Source organism: Streptomyces sp. NPDC127177 (genome assembly GCF_042672475.1).
Taxonomy (GTDB): Bacteria; Actinomycetota; Actinomycetes; order Streptomycetales; family Streptomycetaceae; genus Streptomyces.
This window is the reverse complement of the sequence record NZ_JBHXUW010000085.1, coordinates 1-22,984: the sequence shown is the minus strand read 5'-3', so window position 1 is coordinate 22,984 and position 22,984 is coordinate 1. Positions and strand designations below refer to the sequence as shown.

Annotated in this window: 25 protein-coding genes and 2 pseudogenes; 7 read left to right on the top strand and 20 right to left on the bottom strand. The window is 71.1% G+C overall.

The annotated features are described in order from the left end of the window. Window positions 1-115 precede the first annotated feature (115 nt). Complete coding sequence (locus ACFVJX_RS33545; protein ID WP_384136228.1) at window positions 116-877, bottom strand: class I SAM-dependent methyltransferase; 762 nt, start codon at window positions 875-877, stop codon at window positions 116-118. A gap of 88 nt (window positions 878-965) precedes the next feature. Here ACFVJX_RS33545 and ACFVJX_RS33540 point away from each other — a divergent pair, with 88 nt between their 5' ends. Beyond that, the gene (locus ACFVJX_RS33540; protein ID WP_384136226.1) at window positions 966-1,595 is read left to right on the top strand and encodes a CGNR zinc finger domain-containing protein; all 630 of its coding nucleotides are present in this window, start codon (window positions 966-968) and stop codon (window positions 1,593-1,595) included. Here ACFVJX_RS33540 and sodX read toward each other — a convergent pair. Then, window positions 1,499-1,957, bottom strand: coding sequence for a nickel-type superoxide dismutase maturation protease (gene sodX, locus ACFVJX_RS33535; protein WP_384136224.1), 459 nt, complete (start codon window positions 1,955-1,957; stop codon window positions 1,499-1,501). The two genes, ACFVJX_RS33540 and sodX, sit on opposite strands and share 97 nt — an antisense overlap. 178 nt (window positions 1,958-2,135) lie before the next feature. Between sodX and sodN the strand changes: the two genes are divergently transcribed. After that, window positions 2,136-2,531: a superoxide dismutase, Ni gene (gene sodN / locus ACFVJX_RS33530; protein ID WP_136203216.1), complete on the top strand. Its 396-nt coding sequence runs from the start codon at window positions 2,136-2,138 to the stop codon at window positions 2,529-2,531. Window positions 2,532-2,538: 7 nt separating this feature from the next. Here sodN and ACFVJX_RS33525 read toward each other — a convergent pair. Beyond that, a pseudogene (locus ACFVJX_RS33525) lies at window positions 2,539-3,001 on the bottom strand (tyrosine-type recombinase/integrase); the annotation flags it as partial. A 58-nt stretch (window positions 3,002-3,059) separates the two neighbouring features. Between ACFVJX_RS33525 and ACFVJX_RS33520 the strand changes: the two are divergent. Further along, window positions 3,060-3,250, top strand: a pseudogene (locus ACFVJX_RS33520) (hypothetical protein); the annotation flags it as partial. A 176-nt stretch (window positions 3,251-3,426) separates the two neighbouring features. Here ACFVJX_RS33520 and ACFVJX_RS33515 read toward each other — a convergent pair. The 6 genes from ACFVJX_RS33515 to ACFVJX_RS33490 all read right to left on the bottom strand — a co-directional run bounded on the left by ACFVJX_RS33515 (window position 3,427) and on the right by ACFVJX_RS33490 (window position 7,819). Beyond that, a complete protein-coding gene (locus ACFVJX_RS33515; RefSeq protein WP_384136222.1) occupies window positions 3,427-3,960 on the bottom strand; it encodes an SMI1/KNR4 family protein in 534 nt (177 codons plus the stop codon). An 82-nt stretch (window positions 3,961-4,042) separates the two neighbouring features. Next, on the bottom strand, window positions 4,043-4,708 hold the full coding sequence (locus tag ACFVJX_RS33510; protein ID WP_384136220.1) for a hypothetical protein: 666 nt from the start codon (window positions 4,706-4,708) through the stop codon (window positions 4,043-4,045). A gap of 115 nt (window positions 4,709-4,823) precedes the next feature. Further along, the gene (locus ACFVJX_RS33505; RefSeq protein ID WP_384136218.1) at window positions 4,824-5,369 is read right to left on the bottom strand and encodes an HAD domain-containing protein; all 546 of its coding nucleotides are present in this window, start codon (window positions 5,367-5,369) and stop codon (window positions 4,824-4,826) included. 15 nt (window positions 5,370-5,384) lie between these two features. Further along, the gene (locus tag ACFVJX_RS33500; RefSeq protein WP_384136216.1) at window positions 5,385-6,077 is read right to left on the bottom strand and encodes a class I SAM-dependent methyltransferase; all 693 of its coding nucleotides are present in this window, start codon (window positions 6,075-6,077) and stop codon (window positions 5,385-5,387) included. Then, a complete protein-coding gene (locus ACFVJX_RS33495) occupies window positions 6,078-6,989 on the bottom strand; it encodes an aminoglycoside phosphotransferase family protein (protein ID WP_384136214.1) in 912 nt (303 codons plus the stop codon). Between the two features lie 80 nt (window positions 6,990-7,069). Beyond that, entirely contained in the window at window positions 7,070-7,819 is a 750-nt protein-coding gene (locus ACFVJX_RS33490; protein ID WP_384136212.1) for a hypothetical protein, read from the bottom strand. A 203-nt stretch (window positions 7,820-8,022) separates the two neighbouring features. Between ACFVJX_RS33490 and ACFVJX_RS33485 the strand changes: the two genes are divergently transcribed. After that, window positions 8,023-9,378, top strand: a complete 1,356-nt coding sequence (locus ACFVJX_RS33485) for a tetratricopeptide repeat protein (RefSeq protein ID WP_384136210.1) — start codon at window positions 8,023-8,025, stop codon at window positions 9,376-9,378. 1 nt (window position 9,379) lies between these two features. Then, on the top strand, window positions 9,380-9,910 hold the full coding sequence (locus ACFVJX_RS33480) for an NUDIX domain-containing protein (RefSeq protein WP_384136208.1): 531 nt from the start codon (window positions 9,380-9,382) through the stop codon (window positions 9,908-9,910). Window positions 9,911-10,417: 507 nt separating this feature from the next. Here ACFVJX_RS33480 and ACFVJX_RS33475 read toward each other — a convergent pair. Further along, complete coding sequence (locus ACFVJX_RS33475; protein WP_384136206.1) at window positions 10,418-11,917, bottom strand: MFS transporter; 1,500 nt, start codon at window positions 11,915-11,917, stop codon at window positions 10,418-10,420. Window positions 11,918-12,018: 101 nt separating this feature from the next. Here ACFVJX_RS33475 and ACFVJX_RS33470 point away from each other — a divergent pair, with 101 nt between their 5' ends. After that, complete coding sequence (locus tag ACFVJX_RS33470; RefSeq protein WP_384136204.1) at window positions 12,019-12,636, top strand: TetR/AcrR family transcriptional regulator; 618 nt, start codon at window positions 12,019-12,021, stop codon at window positions 12,634-12,636. Between the two features lie 135 nt (window positions 12,637-12,771). On the opposite strand, the gene ACFVJX_RS33465 is transcribed toward ACFVJX_RS33470, so the two are convergent. The 6 genes from ACFVJX_RS33465 to ACFVJX_RS33440 form a co-directional block, all read right to left on the bottom strand. Continuing rightward, window positions 12,772-13,386 carry a nucleotidyltransferase domain-containing protein gene (locus tag ACFVJX_RS33465; RefSeq protein ID WP_384136202.1) on the bottom strand — a complete coding sequence of 205 codons (615 nt, stop codon included), beginning with the start codon at window positions 13,384-13,386 and terminating at the stop codon, window positions 12,772-12,774. 7 nt (window positions 13,387-13,393) lie between these two features. Next, a complete protein-coding gene (locus ACFVJX_RS33460) occupies window positions 13,394-14,329 on the bottom strand; it encodes an NAD(P)H-binding protein (protein ID WP_384136200.1) in 936 nt (311 codons plus the stop codon). Then, window positions 14,326-14,682 (bottom strand): DUF952 domain-containing protein, encoded by a 357-nt coding sequence (locus ACFVJX_RS33455; protein ID WP_384136198.1) that lies wholly within the window; start codon window positions 14,680-14,682, stop codon window positions 14,326-14,328. The genes ACFVJX_RS33460 and ACFVJX_RS33455 overlap by 4 nt, the downstream gene beginning before the upstream one ends. A 9-nt stretch (window positions 14,683-14,691) precedes the next feature. Beyond that, window positions 14,692-15,372, bottom strand: a complete 681-nt coding sequence (locus ACFVJX_RS33450; protein ID WP_384136196.1) for a hypothetical protein — start codon at window positions 15,370-15,372, stop codon at window positions 14,692-14,694. Window positions 15,373-15,582: 210 nt separating this feature from the next. Further along, window positions 15,583-16,584: an NAD-dependent epimerase/dehydratase family protein gene (locus ACFVJX_RS33445; RefSeq protein ID WP_384136229.1), complete on the bottom strand. Its 1,002-nt coding sequence runs from the start codon at window positions 16,582-16,584 to the stop codon at window positions 15,583-15,585. Window positions 16,585-16,675: 91 nt separating this feature from the next. Then, window positions 16,676-17,629, bottom strand: coding sequence for a LysR family transcriptional regulator (locus ACFVJX_RS33440; RefSeq protein ID WP_384136194.1), 954 nt, complete (start codon window positions 17,627-17,629; stop codon window positions 16,676-16,678). Between the two features lie 267 nt (window positions 17,630-17,896). Here ACFVJX_RS33440 and snpA point away from each other — a divergent pair, with 267 nt between their 5' ends. After that, a complete protein-coding gene (gene snpA / locus ACFVJX_RS33435) occupies window positions 17,897-18,568 on the top strand; it encodes a snapalysin (RefSeq protein WP_384136192.1) in 672 nt (223 codons plus the stop codon). A gap of 215 nt (window positions 18,569-18,783) precedes the next feature. On the opposite strand, the gene ACFVJX_RS33430 is transcribed toward snpA, so the two are convergent. From ACFVJX_RS33430 to ACFVJX_RS33415, 4 genes are all read right to left on the bottom strand, one after another. Continuing rightward, the gene (locus ACFVJX_RS33430) at window positions 18,784-19,140 is read right to left on the bottom strand and encodes a GntR family transcriptional regulator (protein ID WP_384136191.1); all 357 of its coding nucleotides are present in this window, start codon (window positions 19,138-19,140) and stop codon (window positions 18,784-18,786) included. A 2-nt stretch (window positions 19,141-19,142) separates the two neighbouring features. Next, window positions 19,143-20,123, bottom strand: coding sequence for a DUF1648 domain-containing protein (locus tag ACFVJX_RS33425; RefSeq protein ID WP_384136189.1), 981 nt, complete (start codon window positions 20,121-20,123; stop codon window positions 19,143-19,145). A gap of 359 nt (window positions 20,124-20,482) precedes the next feature. Further along, window positions 20,483-21,151 (bottom strand): DUF6304 family protein, encoded by a 669-nt coding sequence (locus ACFVJX_RS33420; RefSeq protein ID WP_384136187.1) that lies wholly within the window; start codon window positions 21,149-21,151, stop codon window positions 20,483-20,485. Between the two features lie 652 nt (window positions 21,152-21,803). Beyond that, complete coding sequence (locus ACFVJX_RS33415; RefSeq protein WP_384136185.1) at window positions 21,804-22,847, bottom strand: family 2 encapsulin nanocompartment cargo protein polyprenyl transferase; 1,044 nt, start codon at window positions 22,845-22,847, stop codon at window positions 21,804-21,806. Between the last annotated feature and the right edge of the window lie 137 nt (window positions 22,848-22,984).

Sequence of the window (22,984 nt, the reverse complement as noted above, 5' to 3'; positions counted from 1 at the left end):
GCCTGGCGGGCCGGGTCGAGACGTGGGGGGGGGGGGCGGCCCCCCCGCCCCGGGGGGGGGGGGGGGGGTTTTCCGTGCGCGCCCCCCCCCCCCCCCTCCCCCTCTTCCGTACGCGCTACTTCACCGCGAGCACCAGGCTGTCCGAGGGCGAGGACCAGACGGGCCGCGCCTCGCCGAACCCGGCCGCGCGCAGGGTGTCCGCGTGCCATCGCGCGGACGGCGTGTCACCGTCGGCGTGCTCGCCGTAGATCTCGTACCGCTCGGCGGTCGGCCCGGCCAGCACCGGGTCCTTCGCGGCCAGCGCCCACCAGTCCGCCCAGTCCAGGGCGCCGCCGGCCTTGGCCCCGTCCATGGCGGCGTGCCGGTGGGCGCGTTCGGCGGCGTTGATCCGGGGAGTGTCCGTGTCGGTCATGTGGTCGGCGTTCATGAAGACCCCGCCGGCCCTGACGAGGCCGCCGATCTGCCCGTAGAGGGAGGCGAGCGGCTCGCTGTGCAGCCAGTGCAGGGCCGTGGCGGTGAGGACCGCGTCGTACGAGTCGTGGGGCAGCCGCCGCGTCCACCGCGGGTCCTTGAGGTCCGCGGTGACGAAGGTGACGCGATCGTCGCCATCGAAGGTGCCGCGGGCGATGGCGAGCAGCGCGGGGTCGAGGTCGACGCCGGTGCTGGTGGCCTTCGGGAACCGCCGGAGCAGCCGGTCCGTAATACTGCCCGTACCGCACGCGAGGTCGAGCACCCGCGGTTCGGGGCCCACGAAGGCCTCGACCATGTCGAGCATCACGCGGAAGCGCTCCTCGCGGTCGGGCATGTACCACTCCTGCTGCCGGTCCCAGCTCTTCTGCCAGGCCTGCCAGTCACCGACCTGTACCGTCCCAGTCACCCGAACCTCCTGTGTAATACCCTGGACCCAGAGAAGCCCATTACATCTTCGTCGCACCGACTTTAGACCGACGCCGTAAGGACTACAAGTGGAACTGGCCTATTACTCGGACTATGCCGTGCGCCTGGTCAACACCGAGGAGCCGGCCCGCAACAAGGACGCCCTCACCTCCGTCGACGCGGTGCGCGAGCTCTTCGGCGCCAACGGGCAGGCGGCCCGCCGGGCGACGGACGCGGATGTGACCCGTTTCCGCTCGGTCCGGGCACGGCTCCGCTCGGTCTTCGAGGCGGCCGACGGCGGCGACGAGACCCTGGCCGTGGACCTGCTCAACTCACTGCTGCTGGAGTTCCCGGTCAGCCCGCAGATCTCCGGCCACGACATCCGTGACGCGGACGGGAAGCCGGACTGGCACATGCACCTGGCCGACCACCCGTCCAACGTCACGGCGGGGTACGCCGCGACGGCCGCGATGGGCCTCGCCTTCCACCTCACCTCGTACGGTGTGGACCGGCTCGGCCTGTGCGAGGCGGCGCCGTGCCGCAACGCCTACCTCGACACCTCGACCAACCGGTCCCGCCGCTACTGCTCGGACCGCTGCGCGACCCGCGCCAACGTCGCCGCCTACCGGGCCCGCAAGCGCCTGGAGACGGAACGCGCCGCCGAGACCGGCCGCAGCGCGGACACCGCCCAGCCCGCGACGCCCCGCACCGAACGCTGATCCTTGGTCAGCGGCCGGTAGCGCGCCCGGACCCTGGCCAGGACGAGCTCCTCGGGCACGGTCCCGTAGTCCGTGCTGTCACCGCCCGCGAACCGGTTGTCACCGAGCACCCACCAGCCACCGGTCCGCCGCTCCACGGCCCGCTTGACCACCAGCAGATCCTGCTGGAACGGATGTCTAAGGATCACCACGTCACCGGGGCGCACCGGCGCCCCGTACTGCACGAGCAGCCAGTCCCCGTGGTGGAGCGTGGGCACCATCGAGGGCCCCGTCACCTCCACCACCTGGAACGGAACCCGTGCAGCCAGCCCCCGCGCGGGCTGTTCATCGGTCAGCTCCGGCAACTCCGGCACCTCCCGCATCTCTCCGGCACCTCCCCGTCCGTCCAGTACACCGTCCACACAGCGTCCCGTACATTCGGCCACTGGTCCCATCCTCACCCTGGACTTTTGGCCTAAGCCCCTGGGGGCACCCGCAAAAACACGCTTCTCACGGAGTAATGTCCCACCTGAGAAGACGATCACGAGGAAGGACAGCTCAATGCTTTCCCGCCTGTTTGCCCCCAAGGTGAAGGTCAGCGCCCACTGCGACCTCCCCTGCGGCGTGTACGACCCGGCCCAGGCCCGCATCGAGGCGGAGTCCGTCAAGGCCGTCCAGGAGAAGTACCAGGCCAACGAGGACGCGGACTTCCGCACTCGCGCGATCCTGATCAAGGAACAGCGCGCCGAGCTCGCGAAGCACCACGTCTCGGTGCTCTGGAGCGACTACTTCAAGCCGCCGCACTTCGAGAAGTACCCGGAGCTGCACCAGCTGGTCAACGACACCCTGAAGGCGCTCTCCGCGGCCAAGGGCTCGAACGACCCGGCGACCGGCCAGAAGGCTCTGGACCTGATCGCCCAGATCGACAAGATCTTCTGGGAGACCAAGAAGGCTTGATCTCTGGTTAGGCCGTCTGACCTGCGGTTTCGCTGGTCACGTCGCCTACCTGTCCGCACCCGGTCCGCAGGCCGCCGAGAACGGCGTCCATCACGGACCGGGTGCGGTCTTCTTCCCCCGGCCACAGGTGCGCGTAGATCCGCAGCGTGATGACGGCGGACGCGTGGCCGAGGACCATCTGCACCTGCTTGACGCTCGCGCCGCCCGCGATGAGCGCGGAGGCGTAGAAGTGCCGCAGGTCGTGGGTGACCGTGTGCGGCAGCTCGACGGGCTTGCGGCCCTCGCACTCGGCTGCTTCGTTCTCCGCTGCTTGGAGCGCCTTGCGAGCCCCGTTCCACTCGGTCTTCCACCGGCGATAGTTGACCGGCCCCCTCCTCCATCGCGAACAGCCACTCAGCAGTGGAGGGGCGCGCGGCAAGATGCCCGAGGAGCGCGTCGGTGACGACCTCGCCGACCGGAACCGTCCGCCGCCAACTGCCCCCAGGCCAGGGCCTGCCCGCGACCGGATAGCACGCTCCGCCACCCTAGGCCGGCGCCAAGAAGGGCTTGCGTGGCCCGCTGAACGCCGGGCACCAGCGCAATCAGCCCGCCTGGAGGATCTCCGGGCCGGTACACAAGCCGACCGCGTTTCCCACCTTCGCGATGGCGGCGCCGGCCGGTTCGGCGATCTGCCGGACACGATCATGGACCGGGCGATCGTCATCCGACTGCTCAGCCGGGCCGGCGAATGCAAGTGACTCGCAGCCGAAGCACCGTCAGCGGAACGACGTCCATGTCCGCCACGCCGCGCCCTGCCGCCACATCAGTGGCCACGAGGCCCGAAGAGCGCAGTCGACACCGCTGACACCAGTCCGATGTCCTCGCCAGGCGCCGCAGCGAGGGCATCAGTTCGGGTTCAACGGCAGAGCTTCATGATGGTGTCATCGAAGTCTGGGAACTCGTGAGCAGCCTGCACGATAATCTCCGCGGCCGACGCGCGGTGGTCCGGAACAAATCGCTCCGCGATAGCAGTCAGGGCGCGATTGACCTGCGGAGCCCAATCGGGCTCGGGCTCGTCCGAAGTGGCAGCCTCCCACGGGCCGAAGCCGTCAGCCAGAAGCCACAGGAAGGCACCCATGTCGCTGGAGACGACGCCTGTCTCACCTTCCGACCCCAGGAAGACGACAGGCTGCTGTACGAGTTCCCGACCCGGCCGGACCAACCAAAACGCCGCGTAACCGCCGGTGCCGTCCTGGCCGAAGACACGGAAGTCGTCTCCGTTCAGCTCGGCGTTGCCTGTCCACGCGCGAAACCAGTCGGTGGTCTCATCGGCAGTAAGAAAGGACTCGTAGGGCTCGAAATCGACCCCGTCCTCACCGACGCACTCGAGCCGAACTGCCATCGCAGCGGCGAGGGCGGCAGGAAGCTGGCGATCTCCGTTCGCGGTCATGCGAAGAGACTATCGATCGCCTCTTGGTTGGCACCGCTGCCTACCTTGCCTCCATCCCAGCCGAGACAAGGTGAACGACAGGTCAGCCGTCGTCGGCCACACCTCCTCGCAGGCCCCACTCATCGAGGCCGGCGTAGATCACTGCAACGCGGCCTCTGGGGAAGTCCAGCGAAGTGGCCTCACCGCTGTAGAGGGCGACCAGCTCATCGGGCCCTCGCCACCACGTGTCGGTCAAGCCCATCACCTCACGTACGGGCACATAACCTCTCAAGTCAATGCTGGCGACATCGTCTCCGACGAGCTTGGTGATCTGTTTCGCCCATTTAGATGCGTGGTGAGCCAAAGCCAGCGCTTCCATCCACCCCTCGATGGTTTTGTGGAGAGGAGCCCACTTTTCCGCCTGGATGCCGAACACACCGGACGGATCGATCATGAACGAGTAGGGGACTGCGGTCCGCTGCATCCCGGCTTCGAACCACCACCCTGCGGAGTCCTCCTCCGGCGAGTCCGGATCCAGGTACTTGGGGCCTCCGTCGTACTGCGGTGCGGGTGGCAGGAGCAGACCGCCCCATCGGTCCTGGTAGGCCGCCATCCGATCAATCACCGCTGGTGGAACGTCTCGTTCGAGCCACCACCCCCGGTGCCCCTCAACGGGGCGAACGTCTACTTTGACGCCATGCGTGCCGACAAAGGTTCGCGCTCGCCGGGTCAGACCGTCGGGCACATCATTGATGAGATGAAGATTCATCCGAGGACGCTACTCCGGCCGGTGCAGGAAGGGCCTTGACCGGCTCCAGGGGAAGAACCCACCCGCAACGAGACTCGCGTTCCCTCTCCGTCCGTGGCGGCGAGGGCATCGGTCGTCAGGCTGCGCGAGCTGTGGGGGCCTGTGTGACCCACCTCGTGACCTCAGTCAGGTGCTCGGGCTGTAGACCGAGGTGCGGGGCGGGCTGAATGAGGAGGGTCGCCGCTCCCTTCGCAGTGCGCTCCATCGCCCAGTCATGGTCGAGGCCGGTGAAGTCGTCGTCGATCCAGACGGCGGGGGCGTCTGCCAGCCAGACGTCGACGTGGTCGCGTTTCCAGAGGTAGCCGTCGGGGTGGCTGGTGGTGATCTGGGGGCGAGGCAGGTCGAGGTAAGGGAAGTCGGGCAGCCCCAGGAGGGGGCCGATGATCGTGGTGGCGTCGTTGCGCCAGCTCGTGCACCACACGGGGGTGACGATCCCGCTGGTCAGGAGGTCGGCGAGAATGCCGCCCTGACTCGGGTCGAGCCAGATGGGCACGGGGTCGTCGGGGCGTCGGCCTGTGGGCAGGACGGTGTGGCGGACGTGGGTGGGCGGGGTGCTCCCGTCGGCGGCCGGGAACGGGATGAGGACGCCGTCGATGTCGAGAAGCAGGTAGGGCAGGGGCATCGGTGCCTCCGTCGGTCAGCGTTTACGGGCGGTGATCAGGAGGGTGGTGGACCACGGGTCACGGCGCGGGTGCCGAAGCTCCTGCGTTGATGTGATGCGCAGGCCGGTTCGGGAGAGGTGTGCTCCCCAGCGGCGAGCGTCGAACTCCCATCGCGCGAGGGGCAGTCGGGTGCGGTCGGGCATGGTGACGTAGTCCTCGCGCGGACGGTCGTCCGTGGATGGATGTCTTCCGGCCCGTGCCGGGTGAGGGACGGAGAAGGCCAGCACACCGCCAGGCTTCAGGCGTCGGGAAATGGCGGCGAGGAGGAGTTCGGGGGCGACGAGGCCGACGGCGCCGAAGACGGAGTAGATCGCGTCGAAGGTCTGGCCCGTGGCCTGCAGGTGGTGCAGTGCGTGGCCGGCGGCGAAGGTGGCGCCGTCGATGTGGCCGTAGTGGGAGCGGGCGCGGCGTACCTGGAGGCCGATCAGGTCCACGCCGGTGGCGCGGGCCTGATGGTGTCTCGCGAGGTGGGCCACGTTGTGGCCGGGGCCGCAGCCCAGCTCCAGGACGCGTTTGCCGCACAGGTCCCGTCCCAAAATCTCGGCGCCGGGACCGAGGCCGGCGTGGGTGCTCCATTCCATCCGGGCCGGCGCGGTGAGGGCGTGTGCGGGGGCGGCGGCTGTGCGCTGGGCTGCGTGGGCGTACCAGGGTGAGATCTGGGCGAGCACCTAGACCTCCAGAAGTTGGACCACGTCGTTCAGGTGGCGGCGGACGACGGGGATGTACGCGGAGTCCTTGGCCGGATCGTCGATCCAGCGAATGGCCTGCTCCATGAACCACTCCACGGCCCACATGCGGTGCCAGCCCAGGGCCCATGCCTCTGCGGCGAGGCCGCCCCGGGCGGCGAGGGCGTCTTCATGACCGCCTACGGTGACGTACTGCTCCAGGAGCACCCGCATGCGGAATGGGCTCGGCACGTCGGTGGTGCCGTGGTACGAGGCGAGGTCGATCAGGCCGGGCCCGGTGAAGGCGCGTGCGAAGTCGAGGAGGTGCCAGCCGTTCTCCCCGATGTGGACGCTCGTGGGGTGGAACTCGGAGTGCACCCAGCCGAAGGGGTCGAGCGTCGCCCCCTGGACGCGGGCCTCGGCCGCGGCGCAGATTTTCCCCAGCGTGGTCTCGATGTCGTCGCAGTCCGTCCATCGGTCGGCTTTCCGCAGCCGTTGGAGGTGATCGAGGGCTCGGCCGGGCAGGGCTGCGAGGCCCGCACCGTCGAGGAGGGGCAGGCCGCCCGCTGGGCGGGCGGCGTGGAGCATGACGGCGGCAGCGACGCCGTCGAGGTCGTCTGCGTCTCGTACGGGGGTGCCGAGGTCGTCCATGAGCATGCCGAGCCACTTGTCTTGCATGGCGGTGGCGTGGAGGGCGGGGACCGGGAGCCCGCGCTGGTGGGCCACCCGCAGGGCCTGGGCCTCGCGGTCGAAGGGTTCCTTGGCGTATTTGAAGACGGCCGTGGTGCTGTCGGGGAAGGTGACGCGTTCGACGCCGGACATGCCCCATACGCGGATCTCAGCACGTTCGGGGAGGGGCTTGTCGATGAGGGTGCACAGGTCGTTCAGCAGGGTGGCGGACGGGCTCTGGGCCATGGGGGTCTCCAGGGGCTGGCGGGCTCCGGGGCGGGCGCGCGCGAGCTTGGCCCGCCCCGGAGCCGTACGGGGGTGGCGGGTTACTCGGCTGCGGTCACGCGGTGGGCGTAGACCTGCTCGATCCAGCCCGCCTTGAACTCGGCCAAGCCATCACATAAGTTGGCCATCGAGGCACCGTAGGGCGCGACGACGCCGCCGGACTGGTCCGGCACGGACTGGCAGCCGTGCACGAGCCGGCCGCCAAGCGCGGCGTGGGCCTTGATGGACTCGATCCGGCGGTGCTCGTTGAACCAGCCGCCGTGGTAGACCTCGTCCAGCATTCCGCCCGCCGCGTCGTCCAGGTCGAAGACGACGGACGTGGCGGCGGGGAAGAACCAGCACGGGCCGACGTTGGAGATGCGCCCGTCCAGCTCGACCTTGTTGAGCGCCATCAACGTCGCTGCCTCGCGCAGCATCCGCAGGTGGTCAGCGGTGATCTGCGGGAGGCCGAGGCCGACCAGGTGCTCCTCGCGGAAGAGGTACGAGTACACCCCGTACGCCGTCGCCAGGACGCGGGCCGCGTCGGAGGTGGACTCGCCGTGGTTCTTGATGAAGTAGAGCGCGAGCTGCTCGACAGCGCTCTCGGTCGTCTCGTCCACGTCCAGAAGCTGGGCCTTCACCAACTCCCAGTCGGCGACGAGCCAGGTGCTGGACTCGAAGCGGAAGAAGTACTCGGCCGGGTCGATGGTGATGCGTCGGCCGTCCACCTGGATGCCGGGCAGGCGGTTCCAGCGCGGGTCGAAGGCGTCGGGCAGCTCGACCGTGATGGTCGCGGTGTCGATGGTGGTCACCGTGTCTCCGTCTCTGATCGTCCGGGCCAGGGGCACAGGAATGCCCGAGCCCGTTAGGGCGTACGGAACTTGGGAGCCGCCCGGCCCGCGATGCCGTGAGTGGGGCGGCTGTCGATAAGTGAACCGCCCGCTACGCAGAGTGGGTACGGTGTGACCGAGGCCAAGCGGTATACACGGTTTACGGATCCGGAGCGGAGGCGATCGTGCCGGCACCGACCAGCGCCAACTCCCGCCTGCGCGACACGATCAACGCCGCCGGGTGCACGTACGACGCGCTTGCCAAAGACGTACGCCGCATCGCCGCCGAGAACGGCGAACTGCTCCAGACCAACAAGTCGGCCATCTCCCACTGGGTGGGCGGTGCCCGCACGCCATCCGGCCAGGCAGGGCAGTACCTCGCCGAAGCCCTCTCCCGGCGCCTGGGCCGCGTCGTCACCCGAACCGAGCTCGGCCTCCACTCACCCGACACGGAGTCGCCACCGGACACCGACCCCGTCACCGCGGTCACCGACCTCGGCCGCGCGGACGTCGAACGCCGCCGCTTCCTCGCCATCGCCGCCTTCACCACGGCCGGCGTGGCCATGCCTCTCCTGCACGACCACGAAGCCACATCGCGGATGCTCCGTGCCCGCACCGCCCGCTCCCTCGTCGGCAGCGACGACATCGACGTCGTACGGCAGATCACGGCAGCCTTCAGCGCCGCCGACGAACGGCTCGGCGGCGGGCACGGCCTGACCACAGTCACCGCGTACCTCGCCGACACGGCAGCCCCCATGCTGCGCGGCCGCTTCCCCACAGAAGCCTTACGCCAGGCCGCCTTCGGCGCCGTCGCCGAACTCGCCTACCTCGCAGGGTGGAAGCACCACGACCTCGGCCACGAAGGCGCTGCCCAGCGCTATTACCAGGTCGGCTACCAGCTCGCCTGCGAAGCCGACCCCCACGGCCATGCCGCCTGGATGATGCGCGCCCTCGCCCATCAGTCCCTCAGCCTCAAGCAACCCCACCACTGCGTGGACCTCGTCAAAGGCGCCCTCACTCGCGGCCTCGGCCACGTGGACGGCCAGACAGAAGCGCTCCTCCACATCACGCACGCCCGTGCCTACGCAGCGGTCGGCGAGAACCCACTGGCCGCCCGCGCTCTCCTCGCCGCCGAAGACGCACTCCTGCGCGAGGACGGTCCCCAGCCCAGCTTCTCCCGCGCCAGCGGCCCAGCATCCGGCACCGTGGCCAGCCACACCGCACGCACGCTGACCGATCTCGCGGACCACATCGGCACGGAACAACAGCACCGCGACGCCCTCACCCGCTGGGACCCGGAGAAGTACAAGCGCGTCCACGCACTCACCCACGCCGACCTCGGCGACAGTCTCGCTGCCCAGGCCCGAGCCGACGAAGCCGTTGCCGCCTGGACCCAAGCCCTGGTCCTCATGGAGGGCATGTCCTCCGATCGCACCCGCAAGGCCGTCACCTCGATCCGCTCCACCCTCGCTGTCTACCAGCGCCGCCGCGTCCCCGGGGCCGCAGATCTCGCCCGCCGCGCCCGCGAGGCCCTCGCCTAACATGCCCAACAACCTGCCCGACGAAGGGAACCCCGTGGCCCAGCAGACCGACAACCGCCCCTCAGCCCTCAAGCCGGCGCTCGAATCGATGACCCTGCTCGTCGCGGCCGTCATCGTCCACGACAAGGCCACCAACCGCGTCGTACTCCTCCAGCGCAGCGAGAACGCCAAGTTCGCCCAGGGCATGTGGGACCTCCCCGTCGGCAAGAGCGAGCCAGGCGAGCCCATCACCGAAACGGCGGCCCGCGAGCTCTACGAGGAGACCGGCCTCACCGTGAAGCCCGAGTCCCTCAAGGTCGCCCACATCATCCACGGCGCCTGGGGCGTTGAGTCCCCCAATGGCTTCCTCACGGTTGTCTTCGCCACCCACGAATGGACCGGCGAACCCGAAAACCGTGAACCCCGCAAGCACTCCCAGGTCCGCTGGATCAACGCCGACTCCATCCCCCAGGACTTCGTAGACACCACCTCAAGCGCCCTCCACCGATATCTCGGTGGCGGGCCAGAGGTCTCACTTGACGGCTGGCGATAGAGCACGATTGCCGCGCGACTGGTTGCCGGATCGCTTCTATCCGGCAACCAAGATCGGCCGTAGGGGCGACCGCGCCAGCACCCAGGAGCGTTCCCACTGTCATGGTGGCACCACCGCCCGCATCCGCAAGCACAACCTGTGCCACAGCGGCCTGAGCCAGCAGTTCTGCGCCCCGCCGTCCGCACTCAGTCCTCGTCCTCGGCGCGAGACTCAGCATCTCGTCGTCAGTGTCGTGCCTCATCATGCTCGCCATGACTGACTACGCTCTCACCGGCCTTGGGCCGAACCGATTCGAGGAAATGTCCCAGGCTCTGGCCCTCAAGGCACTCGGACCGTCCGTAGAAAACTTCGGAGACGGCCCTGACGGCGGTCGCGAAGCCTCCTTTCAGAGCCTGAGTCACTTTCCTACGCTCGATGCGCCCTGGACTGGCTACGGGGTGTTGCAAGCCAAGTTCCGCAAACGTCCGGAAGGCACTGCCAAGGACGCCGAGTGGCTGATTGGTCACATCAACTCCGAGCTACGTGCATGGGCCGATCCGCACCACACCCCGCCCGCCGCTCCCCGAGGAACGCCCCGGCGAGCAGTGCGCCCGCCAGGACCAGGGCGGAGTTGACCAGGATCGCGAGCGAGACGCCCGACAGGACGGTGTGCGGGCCGGTGTCGCCGAGAGTGGACATCCGGGCCGTGGCGATGGCGCTCATCACCGGGATGCCGAGCGTGATGCCGATCTGCTGGGTCATCGTGGCCAGGCCGGTGGCCAGGCCCTGTTCCTCGTCCGGGAGGCCGGAGGTGGCGGTGACCATGAAGCCGACGATCATCAGCATGTTGCCGATGCCGCCGATGAACGTGGCCGCCAGCAGGAGCCAGATCCAGGCTCCGGAGGTGCCGAGCGCCACCAGGGAGAGCGTGGCGACGGCCTGGACGACGCCGCCGGTGACGATGGTCGCCCGGTTGCCGAAGCGGCCGACAGCGCGGCCGCCGAGCGTGCCGCCGATCACGGTGCCGATACCCAGGACACCGAAGGCGAGGCCGGTGGCGAGCGGTGAGTAGCCGAGGACCTCCTGGAGGTAGAGCGTCAGCAGGAAGACCAGTGAGGTCTCGGTGACGAAGGCGATCAGTCCGGTGACGTTGCCCCAGATGACGCTGCGCCGCTTGAGGATGCGTACGGGGACGAGCGGGGCCGCGGCCCTCTTCTCCACGAACCAGAAGCCGATGAGCAGCGCGATGCCCGCGAGGAGCGCGGCCAGGGTGGTGGGCGTGGTCCAGCCGGTCGCGCCGGCCTGCGTCAGCCCGTAGACCAGGAGCAGGAGCCCGCCGGTGACGGTCGCGGCTCCGGGTACGTCGAGGCGGGGGCGCTCGGCCGGGCGGGAGTCGGTGATGACCGAGGGGGCCAGGGCGACGACGAGTGCGGCGACGGGCACGTTGACGAAGAACGCCCAGCGCCAGGAGAGCAGATCGGTGAGGAGGCCGCCGAGGATCGCACCCGCGGTGAAACCCGCTGACATCAGAGCGCCGTTGAGCCCCAGGGCGCGTTCGCGCATCGGCCCCTCCCTGAAGGCGGTCGTCAGCAGGGCGAGTCCGGCCGGGGTGACGGCCGCGGTGGCGAGGCCCTGGAGGACGCGGGCGGTGAGCAGCACTTCGGGGGAGGTTGCCAGACCGCCCAGCGCCGAGGAGAGGCCGAGGAGGACCATTCCGGCCACGAAGAGGCGCTTACGGCCCACGAGGTCGGCGACGCGGCCGAACAGGAGCGTGAACCCGGCGGCGGCGAGGGCGAAGGCGGTGGCGATCCACTGCAGGTCGGCGAGGGCGAAGCCGAGTCCTTCGCCGACGACCGGCAGTGCGACGTTCAGGATCGAGAAGTCCACGGCAATCATGAACTGGGCGCCGAGGAGGAGCGTCAGGACGAGTTTCTGCCGCCCGGTCATACGGGGTGCGGCTCCGGGCGGAGCGGAGGCGGTCGGGGCGCCGCCGGTGGTGTGCGGAGGGGTCTGGCTGGGTGCGGACATGGTCGCCCTTCCTCGGACGGAGGTTCTAACGGTTCTGTGGTTCCGTTAAGATGGGGCGACCGTAGCAGAGGAGAGCGCATTAATGGAACTGGAGACCCGTTATGACGTCTGAGTCCGAGGGTGCGGAGCCCGGCACGGTCCGGCCCGGCGGGCGCACCGCCCGGGTCCGCGAAGCCGTCCTGCGTGCGGCGGGCGACGCCCTGGCCGAGCACGGCTTCGACCGTCTCGACCTGGCCGATGTCGCGCGCCGAGCGGAGGTGGGCAAGACCACCGTCTACCGCCGCTGGGCGGGCCCCACCGGGTTGATCACGGATCTGCTCGACGAGATGGCCGAGCAGTCGTCCCCGCGCACGGCGACGGGCTCCCTGGACGAGGACCTCAGGGCCAACGCCCGGCTGGTGCTGAAGACCCTCTCCGACCCGCGCCAGAGCGCCCTGTTCCGCTCCGTGATCGCGGCGGCGACCTGCGACGAGCGCACTGCCGGGGCCCTGCACCGCTTCTACGCGATCCGCATCAAGGAGTGGTCCGGCTGTGTCACCGAGGCCGTCGAGCGCGGGGAGCTCCCGGCGGACACGGACCCGGACGAGGTCATCCGTGCCGTGTCCGCACCGCTCTACTACCGCCTGCTGGCCAGTGGCGACCCGCTGGACGAGGCGGCCGCCGACCGCGCTGCCGACGCCGCCGCGGTGGCCGCGCGGGCGGGTGCGTACGCCCGCTGAACTCGGCCCGGGTGCGGACGCCGCCCGTGGGCTGGGATCAGACCGACTGCGGACGCCCGTGCGCTCAACTCAACCCGCGTGCGGACGCCCGTGCGCTGGGATCAGCCCGGGTGCGTGCACGCACGTGCGCCGGGATCAGCCCTCTCGCAGGCGGGCCGCCCAGGGGTGGTCCGCGCCCTCGGCCAGGGTGATCGTCTCGAGCAGCCAGGAGCGGCTGCCGTCGCCGAGCACCGGCAGTGCGGCCTCGAAGTCCTGCTCGTCCTTGGGGCGCCCGGACCGGGACTTGTACAGCAGCTGCACCTCCGGAACGACGTACGGGACACCGTCCCCCGAGACCGCGCCGAGCCGGTCCAGCGGGAGCCGGATCCTGGCATCCCGCCGGAACACCCAGTCCTCGCCCGCCACATCGTCGAGCATGAACTGGACGCGCCACGGGTCGTCCGGCCCCGGCCGGCACCAGATGTCGTGGACGTCCGCAGGAAGGATCTCGCCGGGCCGCCACGGACGCAGCGTGCCGGGCGGATCGGCGGCCCACCACTCCCAGTCCGGCAGGACCCGCTGCACCGCGAGCTGGTCACGGCGCAGCACGAGCACATCGATGTCGCCGTGGCCCCGGAAGGCGCGGCCGACGGCCAGTTCGACCGCGTACCCGCCCGCGATCCACCACGGCGTGCGCAGCGGGGCGAGCAGGCGGACGGCTTCGGCGAGCGGCGGCGGGTCCCAGGGGCCCCACGGGGTTTCCGTGCGCACGGGCCCGTCAGCCCGGAAGGAGCAGGTGCCGGTAACTGTCCGGGTGCTCCGCGAGGTACGTGGCCAGGTCCTTGGCCGGCCTTCCGGTGAGCCGCGGTACGGCGTCCGAGACGGCGGCCATCTCCCCTGCGGCAATGGCCTCGTAGGACGTCACCCAGCCCGCCACCTCCCAGTCCGGCGCCCCGTACCCCGCGCGCGAGGCGTAGGCCTCCTCCCGGGTCTCCGGCACATAGGTGACGGTCCGTCCTGCGGCCCGGCTCAGCTCCTCGGCCGCTTCGGCGAGGGTGAACGCCACCGGTCCGGTCAGCTCGTACGTCTCCCCGTCGTGCGCGGCTTCGCCGGCCGGTCCGCCGCCGGGCAGCAGGACCGCGGTCGCGGCGTCGGCGATGTCCTCGTGGGACACCGCGGCCACCCGCCCGCCACCGGCCGGGCCGCGCAGCACCCCGTCGGCGCCGGTCATCGCGGGGATGCCCGCGAGGTACCAGCTGTCGCGCAGGAAGGTGTGGCGGACGCCGGAGACGCGGATGTGCGCCTCGGTGTCCCAGTGGTCCCGGGCGAAGGTGAACGTCGCGTCGGGTGCGGCGCCGAGGAAGGAGACGTACACGATCCGTTCGACGCCCGCGGCCACCGCCGCGTCCACCGCACTCATGTGCTCGCGCACCCGGTCAGGGCTCTCGTGGGCCGAGACGAGGAAGAGAGTGTGCGCCCCGGCCAGTGCGCGGCGCATCGCCTCCCCGTCGCCGTAGGACGCGGCAGGGGCCTTGTCGGCGCCGGGCAGCTCGGGCAGCCGCGAGGGGTCGCGGCCCAGGAGGCGCACGGGGACGCCGGCGCGGGCCAGCCGCTTCGCCACTCGCCCGCCGAGCGCGCCGCTCGCGCCGGTGACCGCCGTGATGGGGCCGCTCGGGGCCTCTTCCCAGCTGTGCTTGTCGTCCGAGGAGGTCATACGGATTCGCCTTCCGTGCGTTGCCAGGGGCGCACCTCCACGACCGCGTCGACCGGAATCGGTCCGTAGATGTGCGGGAATTCCTCCCCGCCGGGTGTGCCCGGCTCGTAGCGCACGGGCGCGGGGAGCCGGTCGGTGTCGATGACGAGCACCACGAGGTCCTGGTCACCGGCTCCGGCCCGGCTCCCGGCGCCGTACAGCATCTCGGCCACGGCGGGGAGCTGGTGCGGCAGCGAGCAGTGGATGAAGCCCTCTTCGTGCAGGGTTCGGCCGCGGGTGGACATCTCGTACGTCCCGATCCCGCGGGCCGCCTCCCACAGGGGGCCTTCGGTGAGGTGCAGCAGTTCGGCCATGCGCCAAAACTAGCCGCGTCGGCGTGCCCTGCGGGCCATCAGCGTGGCCGCCGATCCCACGAGCAGCAGCACTGCCGCGATCCCGCCGATCACCCATTCACCGCCGCGCGAACCGGTGTGCGGGAGTTCGCCTCCGGGGTGGGGCGGCCGGGCCGGCCGACCGTGCGTCGGGGTGAGCCGCGGACCCTGCGTCGACTCCGGGAGGGACGGCCCCGGGCTGTCCGAAGGGCCGGGCGTGGGTGTGGGCGTGGGAGTGGGTGTGGGTGTGGGTGTGGGTGTGGGTGTGGGTGTGTACGAGTCCGTCGGCTTGAGCGCACCGGTCGGGGCCGGTGAATCGGTCGGGGCCATCACCGTCCCGGTGGCGCTGCGGGCGTAGCGCACCACACCGTGGTTGGCCCCCTCCTCGGCGAGCAGCCGCTCCCCGGTGACGCTGCTCAGATCGCCACCCACCGTCAGGGAGTCGGAGCCGTTCGACGGTGCCACCCGCGATCCCCCGCCGACGACGCCCACGTTGTCGATCTGCGAGGCGTCCTCGTGGTGGGTGACGGGGTCGATGTTCGGATCGGGCCAGCTGCCCGGAGGGCAGCTGGCCCCTAGGCACGGGCCGAGGCCGCCGGGCAGCGGGTCGGCGGCAGCGATGGGCGCGAGAGCCCCCACCATGGCTGCCGCTGCCGCCACCGTCACCGCCACGCGGCAGGTCTTACCGCTTCTACGCGCTCTTGTTCCCATGCAGCGCAATATGCAGCTTTGCTGAGTGCCCATCAGCCGTGCCACGCCGGGTCGCCGGTCCGCTTCCGCCGACCGGTCCGCTTCCGCCGATCGGTCGGCCGTTCCCGGCCCGGTCGGCGGCCCGTCCGCCGTCAGCCCCTCAGCCCGTCAGCCCGTCAGCCCGTCAGCCCGTCAGCCCGTCAGCAGCTTCGCCTCGGTCCGCGGATCGAGGCCGAGCGTGGGCCGGTCGGGCCGCTGCGGTGCGGTGCCGCCCAGCTCGCACAGCCAGGCCCAGGTGTCGGCGACCGTCTCGGCCACCGGCCTGCAGCGCAGCCCCGCGGCGTACGCCCGGCCGGCATCCCCCTGGTGCAAGCCGTCGTACAGCTCCCCCGGCGGAACCCAGACCGGCAGGTCGTTCCACGGCTCGACACCCGCCGCGAGAATCGCCTCCGTGTCGGTCCAGCACAGCTCGGCATCTGATCCGGTGACGTCCACACAGGTTTCGAGCAGTTCGCCCATCGTGGTGTGTCCGGGGCGGCTGATCAGGTTGTACGGTCCGTGGAGCCCGGCCTCGGCGGCGTCCAGCATCCAGCCGGCGAGGTCGCGGACGTCGATGTACTGGAGGGGCAGGCCGGGGGTCCCGGGGGCCGGCACGGGTCCGCCGCGGGCGATCCGCGTCAGCCACCACGGCAGCCTGCCGATGTTCTCCCAGGGTCCGATGATCAGTCCCGCGCGGACGAGCAGCGCCCGGTCGCCGAAGGCGTCCAGCACGGCCAGTTCACCGCCGCGCTTGGCCTGCGCGTACGGGATGTCGTCGCCGTCGTCCGCCGAGGTGTCGGTCACCACCGGCCCGTCCTCGGACAGACCGGCCCGGACCGGATACGAGTAGACGGAACGGCTGGAGACGTACGTGTAGTGCGGCGCGCGGCCGGACAGCAGCCGCGCCGCATCCCGTACCGCCGAGGGGGCGCCGCTCCAGGTGTCAACGACCAGGTCCCAGTTGTACGCGCCCTCGCCCGCCTCTCCGGCGGCCTCCAGCGCGGCCAGGCCTCCCTCGGTGGTCCGGTCGCCGAGGAGTTCGGCGGTCCCGGCCGGGGGCGCATGGTGGCCGCGGTGGAAGACCGTGACCTCCCAGCCGCGCGCAAGGGCGTCCTCGGTCACCGCCCGGCCGACGAACTCCGTACCACCCAGCATCAGAAGCCTCATGACGCCGACTCCGCCCTGCCCGGACACCGAACCGGGAAGGGCCTCGCTCTGGGCTGAATCGGACGGGAAGCGCCCGTGTTCAGGAGGAACAGACCAGCGGACTCCGGTTGCGCAGCAGCCACTGGTGGTAGCCGTCCGCCCGCCGGGCCGCCTCCCGGTAGGCGGCCTCCAGTTCCCCGTACACCGTCCCCATGTCCGCGCCCGGCCGGGAGACCAGCAGCAGGCGTACGGCGAGCGGGTCGTCGCGCAGCGGTCGGATCGCCATGTCGTCGCGCGGGCCCGATGTGGGCTGGCAGGGGGCGACCGCCTCGCCGAGGACTATGAGGGACGCGGCGGTGAGGTAGTCGCCGTGCAGCACGGTCGGCTCGACCCCGGCCGCGCCGAACACCCGGCGCAGACCGTCCCATTCGCCGTCCACCGTGGGGTCGACCATCCACCGGTCGGCGGCCAGGTCGGTCAGGTCGACGACGGGCAGGGCGGCCGCCGGATGGTCGCGGGCCATCGAGACGAACTGCGGTTCGCGGTCCACCAGCACCCGCCGGACCAGGCCGTCCGGCACGTACAGCGGGCAGCCCTCCACCTCGTGCACGAAGGCGACGTCCAGCCGGCCCGCCTCGACCGCGCGCAGTAGCGCGTGGGCCGACACGTCGACCCGCAGCGAGATGTCCGTCCCCGGCAGCCGGGTCCGCAGCCTGCGCAGCCAGCCGCCGATGACCCGGCTGGCGGTGCAGCCGATCCGCAGCCGGGGTCCGCCGGTGCGGGCCGCGTCCGCCTCCGCCTTCGCGTCGCTGACGAGGGCCCGCATGCCGTCGACCAGCGGACGGGCCCGGCTGAGCACGGCATGGCCGAGCAGCGTCGGGCGGCAGCCGGTGCGTTCACGGCTGAACAGCTCGGCGCCCAGGGTGTTCTCGATGCGGCGCAGCTGAGTGGTGAGCGAGGGCTGGCTCACGCCAAGTCTGCGGGCGGCCCTGTGCAGGCTGCCGGCGTCGGCGATGGCGCACAGCGCCCTGAGGTGCCTCACCTCAAGCTCCATACCGCCGAGAGTAAGGCGGCCGGGCCATGCCGCACCAGACGTCTCAACCGCATCAAACGCCGCCAATTCGGCGGGAGGTGGAATGCCGGACACCGTTTGTGCCCTCTTGCGTCGCCTCGTCGCCGGCCTCGGGTGATAGGGCCGCGTTATCGCCGGTTGGCATCATCCGCCGGGGCTGCGTTTCACCGACACTCTCTCCGTACCGCCCCCGTCCGAGTCCGATCATCGGACGGGTTCCTCGGACAGGTAACTGGTAGGAGACCCCCCATGAAGCACCCCAGGACCGTCACGTCGGCCGTGGTCGGCCTCGGCTTCGGCCTCGCCGCCGCGCTGGGTACCGCCCCCGCGCTCGCCTCTGCCGCTCCCGCACCTGCCTCTTCCTCCCCGGCCCCCCACGCCGCGTACATCAGCGCATCCGGATCGCACGAGAGCGCCGCCGCCAACGAGGCGTTCTTCGAAGCGGTCGTGAAGTCGGTGGCCGAGAAGCGGGCCGCCCACCCGGGCATCAAGTCGGTCACCATCGTCTACAGCAGCGCCAACGCGCCCACCTTCCGCACCCAGATAGCCAACAGTGCACGGATCTGGAACAGCTCGGTCTCCAACGTCCAGTTGCAGGAGGGGTCCAACCCGGACTTCACCTACAAGGAGGGCAACGACCCGAGCGGCTCCTACGCCAGCACCGACGGACACGGCAACGGGTACGTCTTCCTGGACTACGCGCAGAACCAGCAGTACGACTCGACCCGCGTCACCACGCACGAGACCGGGCACGTGCTCGGCCTGCCGGACCACTACGAGGGCCCGTGCAGCGAGCTGATGTCGGGTGGCGGCCCCGGCCCGTCGTGCACCAACTCGAACCCGGACGCCAATGAGCGCAGCCGGGTGAACTCCCTCTGGCAGAACGGCTTCGCGGCCGCGCTCGCCCGCAGCGGTTCCTGACCCTCCCGACAGGGGCCGCCTCGCAGGACGAGGTGGCCCTCCGCGGGCTCCGGCCACCGCCCCACCAATGGGGCGGGGGGCGGTCGGGTCGGGGGGTTTGGCGTCGGTACGGACCAGGGGCGGGCGGCGCCCGGGGGGGGGAGACCACAGCCGTCAGGTGCCCAGTTCAGTACGGACGACGGCTTCAGGTGTTGAGTTCGGTACGGACGACGGCTTCAGGTGTTGAGTTCGGTACGGACAAGCGTCAGCAACTCGTCCTCCGTCATCCCGAGTTCGCGTGCGTCGCCGACCATCTCGCGTACCCGCTCCAGGAGCCTGGCGCGGTGCGGGGAGGCTCCGGCGGTGACCACCGCGCCGCGTCCCCTGCGCAGTTCGATCAGCCCTTCCTCACGCAGTCGCTGGTAGCCGCGCAGCGCCGTGTGGACATTGACGCCCAGCGATTCGGCGAGGACCCGGGCGGCGGGCAGCCTCTCCCCGGAGACCACCGTCCCGTCGGCGACGGCACGGCGCACACAGGCCGCGATCTGGTCGCCGAGCGGCACGGTGGAGGTGGGGTCGACCCGGAAGAGCATGGTCAGTGTTCCGTTCGGCGCTGGTCGATCAGGGTGTTGAGGAGCGCGGCCGCGGTCGCCGAGTCGTCGACCGTGACCGCGAAGTCGCGCCCGTTGGCCAGCCGTACCACGATCGCCTCGCCGGATCGGATCATGACACCGCTGCGCCCCGGACGGAACCGGTAGCCCCAGCCCCCGTACTCGGTCAGGACGTTGACGTCACGGCTGCTCGCCGTCTCGATCCGTTCGAGCGGGACCCCTATGCGCGGCCAGGGCAGGACTCCGGAGACCCTGAGGCCGCGCCGGTCCGCGGTGACGTACGGACGGGCGAAGCTCGCCAGGACCACGCCCACGACGAGAGCCGGGACCGCCCCGGCCCAGCCCGTCGTGAGCAGCAGGAGCACCCCGCCCCCGAGCACGAGGATCGCGGCGGCCGGCAGCCACCAGATACCGGCGCTGCGCGCCCATCCCGCGACTTCCCCCTCGGACAGCGCGATCCGGTCACCGCCACCCGCCGGTCCCGCCTCGGACTCCTCCGGGGCGGGCAGGAGCCTGGCCAGGAGCAGCCCGAACCCGAAGGCGAGCGCACCGACCCCAACGGCGACCGCCATGTGCCACATCGGGAACGAGACACCCTGCGCGCGGCCCTGCGCGTCCTCGGCGGCATCCACGTTGATGAGCATGACGACCGCCAGCAGGTAGCCGAGGGAAGCGGCGATGGCGTAGCCACTGGCGACGAGCGTCCGGTACCCGCGGCCGGAGTACTTCCCTGCCACGGCCGCCAGGGTCCACAGCGCCCCGACCCCGAGGAGCACGATCGTGACGACCACGATGTACTCGCCCTGGCCCGCGTGGTCGTCCACCCGGCCGTTGCCCACGAAGTGACTGGCCATGTGCGCGGGCAGCCGGTCGCGGCGGTCGGCGAAAAGGATGAGGTCGACGGCGGTCGCGATCAGGAACGGCAGAGCGGCTACGAGCCCGCGGCTGAGAATCTTCCGGTTCATTAAAACCTCCATTGTTCGCATGCTAGTAGAACAATGGAGGTGCGGCAATGCCGAACCCGCCTGACGGTGGCGCGCTGTCAGACGGGTTCGGTCGGTGAGCGGGAGCAAGCGGTAGCGAACGGGAGGGAGGGAGCGGGGGACTGTGGGGGTATGGGGGTACGGGGCTATGGGGGTACGGGGGTTATGAGGGGGTGGCCGGATCGGAACGGCCTGTCGGTCGGGCCGGTTCAGGCAAATTCGGGCCGGTTCAGCAAATTCGGTCGGGCGAGGTCAGGCCTGTTCGGGTCCGGTCGGTGCGGGCCCGTTCCGCATCGGGGCGAACCGGGTCCGGGGCGGGGGCGCCGGAACCCTGCGGTGGGTCAGGCCAGTTCGAGCGGGAACGCGCCTCGGTGACCGGTACCCGCGCCCGCCGCCGGGCGGGGCTCGAACTCCGGGCAGCTCCATATCTCCTGGACGAAGCCGCTGCGCCGGTCCCAGAGCTCGCGGACGTCGCCCTCGCCGTCCGCCCCTCGGTAGGCCTCCTTGGCTCCCCTGAAGCAGGCGAGGCCGCCGGAGAGTCCGCGTCCCGGAGCCGGGAAGTAGTCCGAGAAGGCGCAGGCGATGCAGGTCTGGAGGCGGACGCCGGGCGGAAGGTCCCGCTGGATGGTGGCGAGCGCCGCCCCGAAGTCGCTCTCGGCCCGGTGCGACCGGAAGGCCGCACCGCCGAACTGCAACTCCAGGTAGAGGTAGGGATCCGGCCTGCGCAGGGACAGCAGGCAGCTGAGCGTCGCCTGCTGGGCCTCCCCGTCGGCTGTGACCGGGAACGGCAGGTCCCATTCCAGGACGCAGTCGTTGAGCGCCCCGTCCGCCAGGGCGAACATCTCGCTCTCCACGGGCGGGCCGGCCGCCGGGCGGAGACCGTCGAAGCTCTCGCCCTCGAAGTCGATACCCCGGATGCGGATGCGGAGTTGCTGTCCGTCGGTGGTGAGGATGACGGCATCGGAGCCCTGCCGGTCCCGGTACCACCCTGCCCACGACTCATCTGTCATGGGCACGGACTGTAGCCCGTGCCTCGGACACTCCCCCTGCCGCCCTCCACTTCCTCGCACGGAGCTGTGACCTCGGCCGATCACCGCCCGGCCGCGCCGCACGCCGACACCCCTCCCGACCACCCCCGCGCACCCGTTCACCCACCCGTTCACCCACCTGGCCACCTGGGCTCCCGGACTCCTCAGCCCCTGGGCTTCCGGCCTCCTGGGCTTCCGGCCTCCTGGGCCCCTGGGCTCCCCGGCTCCTGCCCGCCCCGGCCGCTCAACCGGCCGCGTGGACAAGGCACTCCCGCGTGTGTGCCCCGCCATGCGGCCCGGCCCCGCACACACCCCTGGGGCCCGACCACCGCATCCGACCCCATCGCTCCCCTCGGGCAGGCAGCCCCCGCCTCGCCCGGACGCCCTCAACCGGCGTACATCCTGTGAGTGTTGAGGCCGCACGTGCTCCGCAAGGGCTGCCCACCGCCCCTCTCTCCGCACCCCTGCGTGGGGGCACGGTCCGGTCCGATGTGCTGGCTCCGATCCCGTCTCCTTCCTCCATGGCCGCTTCCGCGTGCGGCCGGTCGGCCCGCCTCCGCTTCCGCCTTCGCTCCCTCCCTCCTGGCGCGCTTCCCCCGCGCCGCTCCGCTCAGTGCGTCCGGCGGATGACGAATCAGTGCGTCCGGCGGGTGACGAACTCGGCCAGGGCCAGGAGATCGCCCGCCGCGGACAGATCCGGCACGGCGCGGGACAGATGGTGCACGGCACGGGCCATCCGGTCCGCGGCGCAGACCTGTGCCCAGTCGCGGCCACCCGCCCGGTCCACGGCGTCGGACGCCCTGCTCACCTCGCCCGCCGTGTTCATGGGGCCGCGGTAGAGCGCGGCGAGTTCGGCCGCCGCCGGGGTGCCGGAGGTGAGCGCGGCGACCACGGGCAGCGACTTCTTGTGAGCGGCGAGATCTGCCCCGACAGGCTTCCCGGTCTGGGCCGGGTCCCCCCAGATGCCGATCAGGTCGTCGATGAGCTGGAAGGCGAGCCCCGCCTCCCGGCCGAATCCGTCCATCGCCCCGACAGCGCGCTCGTCCGCACCCGCGTAGAGCGCTCCCAGTGCGCAGGCACAGCCAAGCAGTGCGCCCGTCTTGGCCGTGGCCATGGCGAGACACTCGTCCAACGAGACCTCGTCCGGGCCGCGTTCCTCGAAGGCGCAGTCGGCCTGCTGGCCCGCGCACAGCTCGATGACACAGGTCGAGAGCCGGGCCGAGGCGCGCGAGGACACCGCCCGCGCGTCCTCGGCGAGCAGCCGCTGCGCCAGGGCGAGCATGGCGTCCCCCGCGATGACGGCGTCCGGGATGCCGAAGACCGTCCAGGCCGTCGCACGGTGCCTGCGGGTGCGGTCCTCGTCGATGACGTCGTCGTGCAGCAGGGTGAAGTTGTGGGCCAGCTCCACGGCGACGGCCGCCCGCACCGCGTCCCGAGGATCACCTCCGAGCGCGCGGGTGGCGGCCAGCACGAGCGCGGGTCTGATCGCCTTGCCCGCACCACCAGCGGCGGGGCTTCCGTCTGCGTGCTCCCAGCCGAAGTGGTACATGGCGACGCGCCGGATCGATCCGGGCAGCGAGGCGACCGCGGCCCGCAGGTGGGGGTCGACTAGGGATCGGGTGTACTCCAGAAGCGCCGCGGCCTCATTGCCCTCGGTCGCGGCATCTGTACGGGTCATGGTCAATCGGTCACCCCGGTCGTTGCCGTCCCGGCCCGGTCCGCTGTCGCGCCGGGGCCGGGGACGTGGGTGGTTGCTGTGGGTGCTGCCGGCTGTGGCCGGTGGCCGGACCGGCGGGGGCGGGCCCCGCCGGTCCC